At 72.1% G+C, this 14,942-nt stretch carries 10 protein-coding genes and 1 pseudogene; 3 read left to right on the plus strand and 8 right to left on the minus strand.

Annotated elements, in window-relative coordinates; all coding sequences use genetic code 11:
• Positions 1 to 145: 145 nt before the first annotated feature.
• Positions 146 to 562, minus strand: a complete 417-nt coding sequence (locus KHP12_RS15775; protein WP_078559084.1) for an ATP-binding protein — start codon at positions 560 to 562, stop codon at positions 146 to 148.
• 253 nt (positions 563 to 815) lie between these two features.
• Here KHP12_RS15775 and KHP12_RS15780 point away from each other — a divergent pair, with 253 nt between their 5' ends.
• Entirely contained in the window at positions 816 to 4,013 is a 3,198-nt protein-coding gene (locus KHP12_RS15780) for an alpha-mannosidase (protein WP_210610062.1), read from the plus strand.
• Positions 4,014 to 4,034: 21 nt separating this feature from the next.
• Here KHP12_RS15780 and KHP12_RS15785 read toward each other — a convergent pair whose 3' ends face one another.
• From KHP12_RS15785 to KHP12_RS15795, 3 genes and pseudogenes are all read right to left on the minus strand, one after another.
• Entirely contained in the window at positions 4,035 to 4,919 is an 885-nt protein-coding gene (locus KHP12_RS15785; protein WP_211833077.1) for a glycosyltransferase family 2 protein, read from the minus strand.
• An 80-nt stretch (positions 4,920 to 4,999) separates the two neighbouring features.
• Positions 5,000 to 5,365: pseudogene (locus tag KHP12_RS15790) on the minus strand (thiamine pyrophosphate-dependent enzyme); the annotation flags it as partial.
• Positions 5,366 to 5,762: 397 nt separating this feature from the next.
• Positions 5,763 to 6,233, minus strand: coding sequence for a glycine-rich domain-containing protein (locus KHP12_RS15795; RefSeq protein WP_086885068.1), 471 nt, complete (start codon positions 6,231 to 6,233; stop codon positions 5,763 to 5,765).
• A gap of 565 nt (positions 6,234 to 6,798) precedes the next feature.
• Here KHP12_RS15795 and KHP12_RS51075 point away from each other — a divergent pair.
• Positions 6,799 to 7,155, plus strand: coding sequence for a hypothetical protein (locus KHP12_RS51075; protein ID WP_246643122.1), 357 nt, complete (start codon positions 6,799 to 6,801; stop codon positions 7,153 to 7,155).
• A gap of 83 nt (positions 7,156 to 7,238) precedes the next feature.
• Here KHP12_RS51075 and KHP12_RS15805 read toward each other — a convergent pair whose 3' ends face one another.
• From KHP12_RS15805 to KHP12_RS15815, 3 genes are all read right to left on the minus strand, one after another.
• On the minus strand, positions 7,239 to 8,981 hold the full coding sequence (locus KHP12_RS15805; protein ID WP_086885071.1) for a pyruvate dehydrogenase: 1,743 nt from the start codon (positions 8,979 to 8,981) through the stop codon (positions 7,239 to 7,241).
• A gap of 109 nt (positions 8,982 to 9,090) precedes the next feature.
• Positions 9,091 to 10,146, minus strand: coding sequence for a protein phosphatase 2C domain-containing protein (locus tag KHP12_RS52900; RefSeq protein ID WP_308016793.1), 1,056 nt, complete (start codon positions 10,144 to 10,146; stop codon positions 9,091 to 9,093).
• Positions 10,147 to 11,272: 1,126 nt separating this feature from the next.
• Positions 11,273 to 12,724, minus strand: a complete 1,452-nt coding sequence (locus tag KHP12_RS15815; RefSeq protein ID WP_211833079.1) for a dihydrolipoyl dehydrogenase family protein — start codon at positions 12,722 to 12,724, stop codon at positions 11,273 to 11,275.
• A gap of 183 nt (positions 12,725 to 12,907) precedes the next feature.
• Between KHP12_RS15815 and KHP12_RS15820 the strand changes: the two genes are divergently transcribed.
• Positions 12,908 to 13,306 carry a PPOX class F420-dependent oxidoreductase gene (locus tag KHP12_RS15820; RefSeq protein ID WP_210610060.1) on the plus strand — a complete coding sequence of 133 codons (399 nt, stop codon included), beginning with the start codon at positions 12,908 to 12,910 and terminating at the stop codon, positions 13,304 to 13,306.
• 130 nt (positions 13,307 to 13,436) lie between these two features.
• Here the strand turns inward: KHP12_RS15820 and rsgA are convergent, their stop codons facing one another.
• Positions 13,437 to 14,546: a ribosome small subunit-dependent GTPase A gene (rsgA, locus tag KHP12_RS15825; RefSeq protein WP_211833080.1), complete on the minus strand. Its 1,110-nt coding sequence runs from the start codon at positions 14,544 to 14,546 to the stop codon at positions 13,437 to 13,439.
• Positions 14,547 to 14,942 lie beyond the last annotated feature (396 nt).

The raw sequence follows: 14,942 nt of genomic DNA on the forward strand, positions 1-14,942 counted from the left end.
CGAAGCGTACGCGCGCCACACTCCGTACCGCGCGAAGGGTACGCGCCCCACACTCCGTACCGCGCGAAGCGCCAACGCGCCACACTCCGTGACACACGTGCCACGTATCCCGTGACACACGTCCCACGTATCCGCGGAGTGGCGGCTACGGAACGCCCTCGGCTTCGAGTTCGAACCACAGGACCTTGCCCACCCCGTGCGCCCGCACGCCCCAGGCGTCCGCGAGCGTATGCACCAGCAGCAGTCCACGCCCGGATGTGCTGTCCTCGGCGGGCCGGTCGCGCAGCGTCGGGTGCCGGGACACGAAGTCCCGCACCTCCACCCGTAATCGCCCGGTGACGCGCGCGCCCGGCCCGTCCCCCAATGAGGCCGTGACCTGCGCACCGCGGTCGGTGTGCACCAGCGCGTTGGTCACCAGCTCGCTGGTGAGCAGCTCGGCGAGATCGGTCCGGCCGGGCCTTCCCCAGTGCCGCAGCATCTCCCGCAGCTCCGCGCGGACCCGCGCCACCGCCGCGAGATCGTCGTGTGCCAATCGCTTGGTCAGGACCGGGCCACGCTCCACCGGCACACCCTCCGGAATCGCCTCCGCAGCCTTCGGCCGCGCATCCGGCCGACCCTGCCCATGCCCCCGGCCCGGCCGTACAGGCTGACGCTTCATCCTCCCCCGCCCCGGCCACCCCCTGACGGCGGCCAGCGTCGAATGTCGTCGAACACGCTCACGGAAATGCATGCCCGGGTGTTGCCTCCCACACACCGAGGGAAATGCTGGGAGTGATCCGCTGAGTGATCCCCCGAGCTCGAGCCGAGGAGCCGTGATGCACGACGACCGACCACTGGTGGAGGGGCGCCTGGACCGCGCGCTGCGCCAGTTCATCAGGCCCGCCCAGTACACGGCCCGGGTGCCGCTCACCCTCTCCGCGTGGCGCACCCCCGGTGAGCCGGTGCCGGTCGCGGAGGCGCTGGCCGGCACGTACGAGCCGTTCACCACCGGCACGGACTGGGGCAGTCCGTGGTCCACCTGGTGGTTCCGGCTGGAGGGCGCGGTGCCCGAGGGCTGGGCGGGGCGGCGGGTGGAGGCCGTGATCGACCCGGGCTTCACCGACGACGCCCCGGGGTTCCAGGCCGAGGGGCTGGTGTACGACGCGGAGGGGGTGCCGATCAAGGGCATCCACCCGCGCAACCGCCACATCCCCGTAGCCGCCCCCGCCGCCGGTGGCGAGCCCGTACGGCTGCTGCTGGAGGCCGCCGCCAACCCGTCCGTGCTGCGCGACGGCTTCATTCCGACCCGGCTCGGTGATGTGCTGACCGCCGGGGACGAGCCGCTGTACCGTTTCGCCTCGGCCGAGCTGGCCGTCCTCGACGAGACCGTCTGGCATCTGGTCCTGGACATCGAGGTGCTCTCGGAGCTGATGCACGAGCTGCCGGAGGACCGGCCGCGCCGCCATGAGATCCTGCGCGCCCTGGAGAACGCGCTGGACGCGCTCGACCTCCACGACGTCCCCGGCACCGCGGCCGCCGCCCGCGCCGAGCTCACCGACGCGCTCGGCCGTCCCGCGCACTCCAGCGCGCACCGGGTCTCGGCGGCCGGACACGCCCATATCGACTCGGCGTGGCTGTGGCCGCTGCGCGAGACGGTGCGCAAGGCGTCCCGTACCTTCGCCAATGTCACCGCGCTCGCGGGCGAGTACCCGGAGCTGGTCTTCGCCTGCTCACAGGCGCAGCAGTACGCCTGGGTCAAGGAGCACCAGCCGCATATCTGGGAGCGGATCAAGAAGGCGGTGGCGGACGGCAACTGGGCGCCGGTGGGCTCGATGTGGGTCGAGTCGGACGCCAATATGCCCGGTGGTGAGGCGCTGGCCCGGCAGATCGTGCACGGCAAGCGGTTCTTCCTGGAGGAGCTGGGAGTGGACACCGAGGAGATCTGGCTGCCGGACTCCTTCGGCTACACGGCCGCCTTCCCGCAGCTCGCCAAGCTGGCGGGGGTGAGGTGGTTCCTCACCCAGAAGCTGTCGTGGAACCAGGCCAACAAGATGCCGCACCACACCTTCTGGTGGGAGGGCATCGACGGCACCCGGGTCTTCACCCACTTCCCGCCGGTGGACACCTACAACGCCCGGTTCAGCGCCGCCGAACTCGCCCACGCCGAGAAGAACTTCGCCGACAAGGGGCTGGCCACGCGCTCGCTGGTGCCCTTCGGCTACGGCGACGGCGGTGGCGGTCCCACCCGCGAGATGCTGGAGAAGGCGCGGCGGCTCGCCTCCCTGGAGGGCTCGCCGACCGTCGAAATCCAGCCACCTTCGGCGTTCTTCACCGAGGCCGAGCGGGAGTACGGGGCCAAGGCGCCGGTGTGGTCGGGCGAGCTGTATCTGGAGCTGCACCGGGCCACGTACACCACCCAGGCCAAGACCAAGCAGGGCAACCGGCGCGGTGAGCATCTGCTGCGGGAGGCCGAGCTGTGGGCCACGGCCGCGGCGCTGCACGCGCCCGGCTACGCCTATCCGTACGACGAGCTGGACCGGATCTGGAAGACGGTGCTGCTGCACCAGTTCCACGACATCCTGCCCGGCTCGTCCATCGCCTGGGTGCACCGCGAGGCGCGGGACACCTACGAGATGGTGTTCGCCGAGCTGGAGGAGATCATCGCGGGGGCGGTGGCGGCGCTGGGCGGCGGCGCGCCCGCCGTGCTCAACGCCTCGCCGTACGAGCGCGAGGAGATCGTCGTCCTGGACGCGCGGACGGCGGCCGCCCTGCCGTCCGGGGCCCCGGTCCAGCCGCTGGACGAGGGCCGTACGGCGGTCGCGGTGCGGGTCGCCGGGCTGGGCGCGGCGCCCCTGGGGGCCGCCCCGCAGGCGCCAGCGGCCGTCAGCGGCGCACCCCATGGGGCACCGCCGGTGACCGCCCTGAGCGACGGCCAGTCCATCGTCCTGGACAACGACCGGCTGCGGGTGACCATCGACGCCGAGGGGCTGCTCACCTCGGTGCTGGACCTGGACGCGAGCCGTGAGGTGCTGGCCCCCGGCGCCCGCGGCAACCTCCTCCAGCTCCACCCCGACCACCCCAACCACTGGGACGCCTGGGACATCGACCGGCACTACCTCCGCAGCCACACCGATCTGACCGACGCCGAGTCCGTGGAGCTGACCGAGTCCGGTCCGCTGCGCGCCACGGTCCGGGTCATACGGTCCTTCGGCGCCTCCCGCATCACCCAGGAGCTGACGCTGGCCGCGGGCAACCGCCGCCTCGACATCGCCACCGAGGTGGACTGGCAGGAGTCGGAGAAGGTCCTCAAGGCGGCGTTCCCGCTGGACATCCACGCCAAGGTGTCCACCGCGGAGATCCAGTTCGGTCATGTGGACCGCGCCACCCACACCAACACCAGCTGGGACGCGGCCCGGTTCGAGATCTGCGCCCACCGCTGGCTGCGGGTCGCCGAGCCCGGGTACGGGGCGGCGGTGCTCAACGACTCCACGTACGGCCACGATGTGACCCGTACGGCGCACAACGGGGGCGGGGGCACGGACGGGGGCGCGGACGGGGACCCGGGCGAGGGCGAGGTGCTGGGCACCACCGTGCGGCTCACCCTGCTGCGCGCCCCGCACAGCCCCGACCCCGAGACCGACCTGGGCGTCCACCGCTTCCGCTACGCCCTGCTGCCGGGCGCGGGCGTCGCCGAGGCGGTCGCCGAGGGGCTCGCCCTCAACCTGCCGCTGCGCACCCTCCCCGCCGGACCGGCCGAGCGGGCGCCGCTGGTGTCCGTGGACAACCCCGCGATCACGATCGAGTCGGTCAAGCTCGCGGAGGACCGCAGCGGCGATGTGGTGGTGCGGCTGTACGAGTCGCAGGGCGGCCGGGCGGCGGGCACGCTGGTCACCGGCTTCCCGGTGCTCGGCGCGGAGGTGACGGACCTGCTGGAGCGCCCCCTGCACGAGGCGTCCACGGGCCCGGGCGGGCTGACCCTGGCACTGCGTCCGCACCAGATCCTGACGCTGCGGCTGCGGCCGGTGAGCGGCTGACCGGCGCATACGGTCTGACGGCTATACGACGGGCGGTCGTCCGCAGCGAGTCAGCTGGACGACCGTCCGCCAACTCATCGGCGCCCGGGTGCCGTGCCCCCCGCGCAGCCCTTCGCGTAGCCCGCTCAGAGAAGCGCGGAGGGCCGCGCGGTCACGGAACCGCCACAGGGTCAGGGCCAGCCAGGTGGCGAGGTTGAAGGGGATGAGAACCCGGGGGAGGTTGCGCCGGGCGAGCCAGACACGGTTGCGGGCGTTGAGCCGGTAGAAGGTGACGTGGCGGGCCGGGTTGGTCGCCGGGTGGTGGACGGTGACGGCGGGCAGGTACCGGCCGGTGTAGCCGCGGTCCCACAGTCGCCAGGCCAGGTCGATGCCCTCGTGGAAGAGGAAGAAGTGGCCGGGCCATCCCCCGACGGCCTGGAAGGCGGAGCGGCGGATCAGAACGACGCCTTCGGCCATGACGGTCACGGTGCCGGGCCGAGTGGGGTCGGAGGACTTCAGCCGGGGCACCCAGCGGCGCTGGGTGACGCCGCTGTTGGGGTCGGTGATGCGGGGCTGTACATAAGCGAGCCGGGCGTCGTAGTCGAGTTCGGTGGCGAGCCGGGCCAGGGCGTCGGCGGCTGGGAGGACGGCGTCGTTGTCGAAGAAGAACAGGTAGTCGCGGTCGTCGGTGACAGCGGCGGCGCCAACGTTGCGGCCCTCGGGGATTCCGACGTTCTCCGGCAGTTCGATGGTGCGCACCCCCGCGGGGACCTGGGCAGGGCGGCAGCCGTTGCCGACGACCACCACGTCGAGATCGACGCCCTGCTGAGCCAGCAGGGAGGCCATGGCCCGAGGGAACTCCTCGGGCCGGTCGTTCATGGTCAGCACCACCGCGCCGACCTTGGGGCGCGGGGCACCAGCGGTCACAGAAGGGTCCTCACTACGTACAGATCACCTCGTGTTCGCCTGACAGTCACCAGGGCGTCACTGTCAGCTCATGCAGCCTACTGGGCGCCGATCGCCTGCGGCAGCGCGTTGGCCATCGAGCCGTGGGTGAAGGAGCCGATCATCCGGCGGCGGCCGTTGGGGGACAGATAACGCGCGGCCCACACATTGCACATCCCGGTGTCCACGGTGAAGATCGCGTCATCGGCGGCCTCCTCGTCCAGCACCGACGCCACGAACTCCGGGTGGATCGGAATGTGCTTGTCGACCTTGCGGGTGTACGCCTTGACCACGCCCTCCAGGGCGTCGGCGTGCTTCTTCAGCATGCGGTCGAGGAACCGGCGGTCGGTCTTCGGGTGCACCTTCGGCGCCAGACAGCCCAGCGTCTCCCGGACGTCGCCCCAGACGGCGAGGCCCAGCTTGGAGCGGGTTGTCGTACTGGACGAAGGTGCGTATCTCGATGCCGTGAGGAAGCCCCGCCCGGCGCCACATGGAAGCGGACGGACGGGGCCGTTGACGGGTGCTGGCTGACCTACGAGACGACGCCCGTTCCACTGCACCTGCTACACGGGATGGCATACATCGCGCCGTCATCACCAACAAGCACAGTCGCCGAGAATCGGCGCCGAGATCGATGAGGCGGTCCCCGCCGGCGTCTGCGTCCGGCCCAGCAGCCACAGGCATCGTCCGGGAGTGCTGACGGCGCCTGGAACCGACTCGCGAACCGGACTACGTCGACCGCACGAGGATTCACCCATTGCGACACAACGACCACCTCCTGTAGCCGAGAGTACGTGCCGCGCGTCGGGCTGTCAGCGCGTCAGCTCAGTTCGGGCCCGTGTTGCTACAGTCGCCGGTGCATGTGCCCTCGCCCCCGGGCTCACTGTGCTCACATCCGGCCGCGACCAGGATGCTCCGGTCGGTCGGCGCCAGCCACAGCGCGTCATCCACGGTGAACCCCGCCTGGGCGACCATCTCCTGGGTGCGCGTCAGCTCGCCCGCGTCGTGGCGGTACGGGTTCGGCGGCTCCGGCATGTGATGCACGAAATGGCCCAACCCCTCGCACAGCTCGCTGTAGACGCGGGTGTGAAGGATGAGGGCGTGCCAACCCTCGTCGACCACCCGGGACGGGCGAAGCCGGGCGTCCGGGAAGGCGGCGCAGGTCGCGGTGAACTTGACGGCCTCGTCGACGATCCGCTCGGCCATACCCGGCTCCATGCCGGGGTTGTTGTCCAAGACAGTCCGGATCACTCCGGCCCGCTTGGGTCGTTCCAGTAACGCAGTAACGTTGCTCATACGCGTGCCTCTTCTCTGTGAGTGGTGCGCTGCCCTCGCCCCGGTCACTGGCCACCAACCATCCGACCGGGGCGAGGTCGTGTGCGACCGCCGCCCCTCATCCCGTCGCACGTCACCGGGACTCGGAGCAGGGACCACGATCCGAAAGGAGCCGACCAGGGCACTTCCGGACCGCTTCCTACCTGCCAGGCGTTCCAGCACCCACCAGGCAGGGGCTCTATGCGGGAGCCTCCGAGATGTACTCCGATGATTTCGAAGGCCCTCACCGCTCCTCGTCCCCTCTGCCGCTAGGTCAGGGGAAGACGAGGAAGTCATCAGGCGGGATGCGAAGGCGGCTGCTCTTCGCTGTCGGATGGCCGGCTGTACCGTCGCAGCAGACGCTGCCGAGCCTCCATGGTCGCGACGCGCCTGACCACTTCTCGTCGGGACAGGCAGTCGACGCCCCGGCCAGGGAACCAGCTCATGCCGTCGCCCCGTCATGCCGGACCAGCGTCGTACCCGGGCCGATCTGCTTCCCGCTAGCGCGAAGCCGACGCATAGCCACATCTCGCGAATTCCCGGGAGCTTGCTCATCACTGACGGCTACGCACACGCCTCCAACGTCGCTGACCGTCTGCCGCAGTGTGTTACGCGCTGCCTCGTCGAACGCGATCCGGTGCCAGTCGGCGACGAGACAGATGATTCGCCGCTGTCGAAGCTGAAGCGCATTGACGGCGTCGACGCCCGGTTCAGTGATGATCACATCGCCTTGTCGGTGTTCAGCTTCGATTCCGAAATGCTGGTGACTCCGCACCTGTCGAGTCTGCTCGGCCATGAGTCACCGATGTTCCACCTGCATCGGATGGGCGACGATGGGCTGTACGACCGGTTCGCCGGCCACGTGTCCACACTCTGGGAGAGCGGACGGCCCGTCTGGGAGTAGCCACCCGGAACGCAAACAGCCCCCGCCGGATGATCCCGACGGGATGCTGTGTTACTGGTCATTTCATCTGGCGAGCGGTCCGCTCAGGGGCGCGGTACGTTCCGGAGGTTCGAGCGGGCCATCTGGACCATTTTGCCGACGCCCCCGTCCAGCACCATCTTGCTGGCCGAGAGCGCGAAGCCGGTCACCATCTCCGCCTTGATCTTGGGCGGGATGGACAGCGCGTTGGGGTCCGTGACGATGTCCAGGAGCGCGGGCCCCTTGTGGTGCAGTGCGGCGCGCAGCGCGGACCGCAATCGCTTGGGCTTCTCCACCCGCTCGCCGTACACCCCGGCGGCGCGGGCGATCTGCGCGAAGTCCGGGTTGTGGTAGCCCGTGCCGTGCGCGGGCAGGCCCGAGACCAGCATCTCCAGCTCGACCATGCTCAGCGCGGAGTTGTTGAAGAGGATCACCTTCACCGGCAGGTCGTACTGGACAAGGGTGAGGAAGTCGCCCATCAGCATGGTGAACCCGCCGTCGCCGGACATCGAGATCACCTGGCGGCGGCGGTCCATGAACTGGGCGCCGATCGCCTGCGGCAGCGCGTTGGCCATCGAGCCGTGGGTGAAGGAGCCGATCATCCGGCGGCGGCCGTTGGGGGACAGATAACGCGCGGCCCACACATTGCACATCCCGGTGTCCACGGTGAAGATCGCGTCATCGGCGGCCTCCTCGTCCAGCACCGACGCCACGAACTCCGGGTGGATCGGAATGTGCTTGTCGACCTTGCGGGTGTACGCCTTGACCACGCCCTCCAGGGCGTCGGCGTGCTTCTTCAGCATGCGGTCGAGGAACCGGCGGTCGGTCTTCGGGTGCACCTTCGGCGTCAGACAGCCCAGCGTCTCCCGGACGTCGCCCCAGACGGCCAGGTCCAGCTTGGAGCGGCGGCCCAGGTGTTCGGCGCGGACGTCCACCTGCACGGTCCGCACATCGGAGGGCAGGAAGGCGCCGTACGGGAAGTCGGTGCCCAGCAGGATCAGCAGATCGCATTCGTGGGTGGCCTCGTACGCCGCGCCGTAGCCGAGCAGACCGCTCATGCCGACGTCGTACGGGTTGTCGTACTGGATCCACTCCTTGCCGCGCAGGGCATGCCCCACCGGCGCCTTCAGCAGCTCGGCGAAGGCCATCACCTCCTCGTGCGCCCCGGCACAGCCCCGGCCGCAGAAGAGCGTCACCCGTTCCGCCTCGTTGACCATGCGGGCGAACCGGTCGATCTCCGCGTCGCCCGGGCGCACGGTGGGCCGGGACGTCACCAGGGCGTGCTCCTCGGCACGCTCGGGCGCCGGGCGGGCGGCGATGTCGCCGGGGAGTGCCACCACGCTGACCCCACTGCGGCCGATCGCGTGCTGGACGGCGGTTTGCAGAACGCGGGGCATCTGCTGGGGGTGGGAGATCAGCTCGCAGTAGTGGCTGCACTCCTGGAACAGCCGCTCGGGGTGGGTCTCCTGGAAGTAGCTGGTGCCGATCTCGCTGCTGGGGATGTGCGAGGCGAGCGCGATGACCGGGGCCATGGAGCGGTGGGCGTCGTAGAGCCCGTTGACCAGATGGACGTGCCCGGGGCCGCAGGAGCCCGCGCAGGCGGCGAGGGACCCGGTGAGCTGCGCCTCGGCACCGGCGGCGAAGGCGGCGGTCTCCTCGTGCCGCACCTGGATCCAGTCGATCGCGGCATTGCGGCGGACCGCGTCCACCACGGGGTTGAGGCTGTCGCCGACCACGCCGTACAGCCGCCGCACACCGGCGCGCACCAGGATGTCCACATATTGCTCAGCCACGGTCTGCTTGGCCATCGCGCGCCCTCATCCCTTTCGTCCAGGGTCGATGGGGTGGGTGGCGGTTGTCCGCCACCTTGCACCTTTCGTCCATCGACTTTCGTCCATCAACCCATGGACGGCGCGCTTACGCCTCCCAGACGGCGGCCGCCGTACGGTCGTCGGCGTAACCCTTCACCCCGGTCTGGGCATCGGCGAGGAACGCGGCCAGACCCGGCGCCTCCGCGGTGTCCCAGCGTTCGGCCAGGCGATCGGCGAGGGCGGCCTCGCCGCGCAGGGGATCGGCGAGGCCCGCGCTGCACAGCAGAAGGGTGTCGCCCGGCCGGGCGACGGAGGCGCGGAACCGGAAGGGCCCGTGGACCGGCTCGGACTCGGGCCCGGGCCCGGGCCCGGACTCTGGCTCGGGCTCTGGCTCTGGCTCGGGGGGCTGCTGAGGGTGCTGGGGCTCTTGTGTCGATTGGCGGACGGGCGGGCGGCCGCTCCCATAGCCGATGACGGGTCCGCCGATGGTGTCCCGCTCGCCCCCGTCGGGTTCCAGGTCCTGCCAGACGCCGTCCCGCAGCCGGAAGAGCCCGCCGTCGCCGACGCCGAAGAACACCCGGGTACGGCAGGCCGGATGCGCCGGGAGCAGCAGGCAGCGCACCGAGGCGGTGTGGTCGGCGGGGGCGAGGCCGCGTACGGTCGCACCGGCGCGCAGCCGCCCGTAGGCACGGTCGGTGAGCCGGTGCAGCCCGGAGCTGAGGGCGCCGCGGTTGGCGGTGTGGATGTCCTCCGTCAGCCGGGCCTGATTGCTGCCGACCGCCCCGGCGATCCACTCGCACAGCTCACGCGCCACCCGATGCGCCCCCGGGGCCGCCCGCTGCCCGCTCGCCACGGCCACGAGGAGAAGGGCGCTGTCCCCGGTCCCGAACCGCACCGCGAGCAGCGCGTCGCGCCGCGGCTCGCCCCGATAGCGGGCCGCATCCCCGCGCAGGGAGGCGGCCCGCAGCGTCAGCGTGCCGTACCGGGCACCCTCCAGCACGGTGTCGGGCACCACGTCCCGGAGATCCTCCGGATCGGTGACGGGAAGCGTGGTCGGCTCGGCCTCGTACGTGGGCGGCTCGCTCCCGACGTACGAGGCGGCCGCGGCCCGCCAGGGCCGCGCCGGATCGGCCCGCAACACGGCCTCCGGCGGAGCCGGCACCCCGGCCCCCCGCGGCCCCGACGACGGCGAGGGCGGCCCGGACACGGTGGCCCGCCTGGGTGGGCCGGTGGAGCTGGCGGGCCCGGGCCCGGGGGCGCTTCCCGAGTCGGTACGTCCGGGTGCGCCCGCCGGGCCGGTGCGCCGGGGCTCGCTTCCCGGGCTGGTGGGGCCGGGTGCGCCCGCCGGGTTTGTGAGGCCGGGCGTGCCCGCCGGGTTTGTGGGGCCGGGCGTGCCCGCCGGGTTTGTGGGGCCGGGCGGGGTCGGCGGGTTTGTGAGGCCGGGCGTGCCCGCCGGGTTCGTGGGGCTGGGCGCGCCCGACCGGCTCGCGGGCCCGGGTGAGCTCCCCCGGCTGGTGGGTCCGGACGCGCCCGACCGGCTCGCGGGACCAGGCGGACTCCCCGGCCTCGCGGGTCCCGGCGCGCTCCCCCGGCTGGTGGGTCCCGGCGCGCTTCCCGAGTCGGTACGTCCGGGTGCGCCCGCCGGGCCGGTGCGTTCCGGGGTGTGGCCTGGATCCGGGCGACCGGGTGCGTCCCGGGGATCCGCGCCATCCGGCCCCGTGCGTCCCGGCTGGGCACCGGGCCCCGCACCGCCCTGGGAAGGCTGGCCCGCACCGGGCTCCGCGTTGTCACCCTGCTCGGCGCCCGATCCCGCGTTGCCGCCCGCCGAGGGCGACGCGGCACCGGACCCCGCGCGGTGCTGAGTGGGCAGTGTGGCACCGGGCTCCTCGTCGGCGGGAGATCGCCACCCCTGCGGGCCACCTCCGGCGTCGGCGTCGGAGCCCGGGGCGGCACCGCCCGGCTCCCCCGTCCGCGGGCCCCAGGGGGCGCCCGCGGCCGGTCTCTGGTTACCGGCGTCCTCGTCACCGGCGAGCGTGCGGGAGGCCGAATCGAACCGCTCGTCCACGGAGTCGGAGGCCGCCGCGGGCCCCGCGTCGGCACGACGCGGGTCGTACAACTCGCCCCACCAGTCGTCCTCATGACGGCATCGGTCGCCCTGCTGGCTCATCCCCACATTGTCCACAGGGAGGCTCTACGGGAACACCACGCGATGACCGGCCCGAGGCCCGCCCAAGATCCGCTCAAGCGCCGCGGGGCACACCCCGCGGCGTCCCATCAACCCCGCGCCCTCAGCCCCTGTACGCCTCCAGCAGCCGCAGCCAGATCTCGCTGATCGTGGGGAACGACGGCACCGCGTGCCACAGGCGGTCGATGGGGACCTCGCCCGCTACCGCCACCGTCGCCGAGTGGAGCAGTTCGCTGACCCCGGGGCCCACGAAGGTGACGCCGATCAGGTGGCCCCGGTCCAGGTCGACGACCATGCGGGCGCGGCCGCGGTAGCCGTCCGCGTAGAGGACCGCGCCCTCGACCTGGCCCATGTCGTAGTCGACGACGCGGATGCTGCGGCCCTCGGACTCGGCCTGCGCCGCGGTCAGCCCGACCGCGGCGACCTCCGGGTCGGTGAAGACGACCTGCGGTACGGCCGCCTCGTCCGCGGTCGTCGCGTACTCGCCCCAGCGGCCCGTGTCCAGCCGCTCGACGCCCCGCGCGCGTGCCCCGATCGCCGCGCCCGCGATGCGCGCCTGGTATTTGCCCTGGTGGGTGAGGAGCGCTCGGTGGTTGACGTCGCCCGCCGCGTACAGCCAGCCGTCGGGGACGTCCGTCACGCGGCAGGTCTCGTCGACCGTCAGCCAGCTGCCCGGTTCGAGCCCGACCGTCTCCAGGCCCACGTCCTCGGTGTGCGGGGCGCGCCCGGTGGCGAAGAGCACCTCGTCCGCCTCGAGCTGTTCCCCGCTCTCCAGGGTCACCGTGACCGGTCCCTCCACCCCGCCCGGCCGGGCCAGCCCCTTCACCGACGTACCGGTGCGGATCTCGGCCCCGGACTCCCGCAGCGTCTCGGCGACCAGCTCGCCCGCGAACGGCTCGATCCGGTTCAGCAGCCCGGAGCCGCGTACCAGCACCGTGACGCGTGAGCCGAGGCCGCACCAGGCCGTGGCCATCTCGGCGGCCACCACCCCACCGCCCACGATGATCAGCCGGTCCGGCACCGTGCCGGCGCTGGTGGCCTCCCGACTGGTCCAGGGCCGGGCCTCGGCGATCCCGGGCATGTCGGGCAGCGCGGCCCGGGTGCCGGTGCAGACGGCCACGGCGTGGCGGGCGGTGAGGGTCCGCTCCCCGCCGTCCGATCCGTCCGACGGCGTCACCGCGATCCGCCGCGGCCCGACCAGCCGCCCATGGCCGCGCACCAGGTCGATCCCGGCCGAGTCCAGCCAGGTGAGCGCGCCGTCGTCCTTCCAGTTGCCGACCTGCTTGTCGCGGTGGGCGAAGACATCGGCCGCCGCCAGCGAGCCCCCGACCGCCTCCCGCAGCCCCGGCACCTGGCGTGCCTCGGCCCGCGCGAGCACCGGGCGCAGCAGCGACTTACTGGGGACGCAGGCCCAGTACGAACACTCACCACCGACCAGCTCACGCTCCACGATCGCCGTGGAGAGCCCGGCGGCGCGGGTCCGGTCGGCCAGATTCTCACCGACCGGGCCCGCGCCCAGCACGATGACGTCGTACTCGTCCGTGGCCTGATTCATCGCAACCCGCTCTCTCGCTCGTATCACCGTCGCAGAGCCTCCCGGGCCCTCGCAGGGCCATCGTGGCGTCGAGTTACCGCGCGCAGCCACCCCAATCGGCGTTTCGGCCGAGCACGACCGGCGGCGGGCGGCCCCGCTCCCGCGTCCGCTGCGTATGGGGCGCGGCCGCGCGACAGTGATCACATGACTGTTTTCACCGAACCCGAGGTCGGCTACCTCAGATCGCAGCGGCTCGGCCGGCTGGCCACCGTGGACGCGCAGGGCCAGCCGCAGGCGAACCCGGTGGCGTTCTTCCTCAACGAGGACGGCACGGTCGACATCGGCGGCTACGCCATGGGCAGGACGAGGAAGTGGCGCAACACCGGGACGAATCCGAGGGTGGCGCTGGTCGTCGACAGCCTGGTGAGCGAGCAGCCGTGGATGGTGTGCGGGGTGGAGATCCGCGGCGAGGCGGAGCGGCGCACGGGGCCACATGACCTCGGCGCCCAGCTGAGCGACGAGGTCATCCGGATCCATCCGCGCTGGGTGTACAGCTGGGGCCTGGAGGACGTGCCCGGGGCCAAGACCCGGACCGTGGACTGACCGGGGCCGATCCCGGTCGGCACCGGGGCCGATCCCGGTCAGCACCAGGGGGATCCCGGTCAGCACCGGGGCCGGGACCGGACAGGCTCGGCCCGCCCCACCCCGCCCCGCCCCGGTCCCGGGCGCACCGCTACCGCTGCCGCTTCGGCCCCCGCTTGCGCTCCATCATGTGACGGCCGAGCGCCTGCCGCTGCTTCCAGTCCCGCCGCAGCTCGGCACGTAGCCGCGCGTCCGTACGGGCGGCGAGTCGCTCGTTCTCGCGGAGCAACTTGCGGTAGCTCTCCAGCCGCCGCTCCGGCAGCGCGCCGTCGTCGATCGCGGCGAGCACCGCGCACCCCGGCTCGACCTGGTGGGCGCAGTCGGGGAAGCGGCACCGCTCGGCGAGCTCCTCGATCTCGGCGAACGCCTGCGCGACACCGCCCTCGGCGTCCCACAGCCCCACCCCGCGCAGCCCCGGGGTGTCGATCAGCGCCCCGCCCGAGGGCAGGGGCAGCAGATCGCGGGTGGTCGTGGTGTGCCGCCCCTTGCCGTCGCTGTCGCGGATCGCCCGTACGTCCTGGACGGCCTCGCCCACCAGCGCGTTCGCCAGCGTGGACTTGCCCGCGCCGGACTGGCCGAGCAGCACGGCCGTGCCGGGGGCGAGCAGGGCGCCGAGCTCGTCCACCCCCTCCCCCGTCGCGGAGCTGACCGGCAGCACCCGCACACCGGGCGCCGCCGTCTCGGTGTCGGACACCAGATGGGCGAGGGTGTCCGGGTCGGGCACCAGATCGGCCTTGGTGAGGACGAGCAGCGGCTGGGCGCCGCTCTCCCAGGCCAGCGCGGTGAACCGCTCCACCCGCCCCAGGTCCAGCTCGGCGGCGAGGGAGACGGCGATGACGGCGTGATCGGCGTTGGCGGCGAGAACCTGGCCGTCCGAGCGCTTGGAGGAGGTGGACCGTACGAAGGCGGTACGGCGCGGCAGCAGCGTGCGGACGTAGCGCGGATCGCCCTCGGCGTCCACGGCGGTCCAGTCGCCGGTGCACACGATCCGCATCGGATCGCGCGGCGTCACCAGCTCGGTGTCGGCCCTCGCCAGGCCGCTCGGCGTGACCAGATCGCACTGGCCGCGGTCCACCCGGATCACCCGGCCGGGCACCAGGCCCTGCGCGGCGTACGGGGCGAACGTCTCCGCCCAGCCGTCGTCCCAGCCATAGGCGGCGAGGGAGTACGGAGAGGTGGCGTCAGAAGAAGTGTTGAACACGGAGGAAACCCTTCGAGGGGCGGCCTCCGATGAGGTGTCAGCCGGAGACCGCGGGAGTGGAAATGAGGAACTCCTGAACGCGAGCGGCGCTCGCCACCGAGACCGTCATCAATGTTCTCACCTCCTGCTTTCCTCAACGCGCGGCAACGCGGACCAACACGGCCCGCCCGGAACGGAGAAACCGTAGCCCATCCCCGCACGGGGGCGCCATCCATTTTTCTCTCGTTGAAAACGAGAGGGCCGCAATCAACCACCCTGTGACCAGGGGAACATGACCCCGAGCAGCGGCTCCCGAACATGCTTGCGCACCCGCCGGACGCTGAGGTACCTTCGCGGCAGTTGATCTTTGTTTTCACGCGCGATAAATGGGTCAGATCACCAGGTCACCAGGTCACG

The organism is Streptomyces asiaticus (genome assembly GCF_018138715.1).
GTDB lineage: Bacteria > Actinomycetota > Actinomycetes > Streptomycetales > Streptomycetaceae > Streptomyces > Streptomyces asiaticus.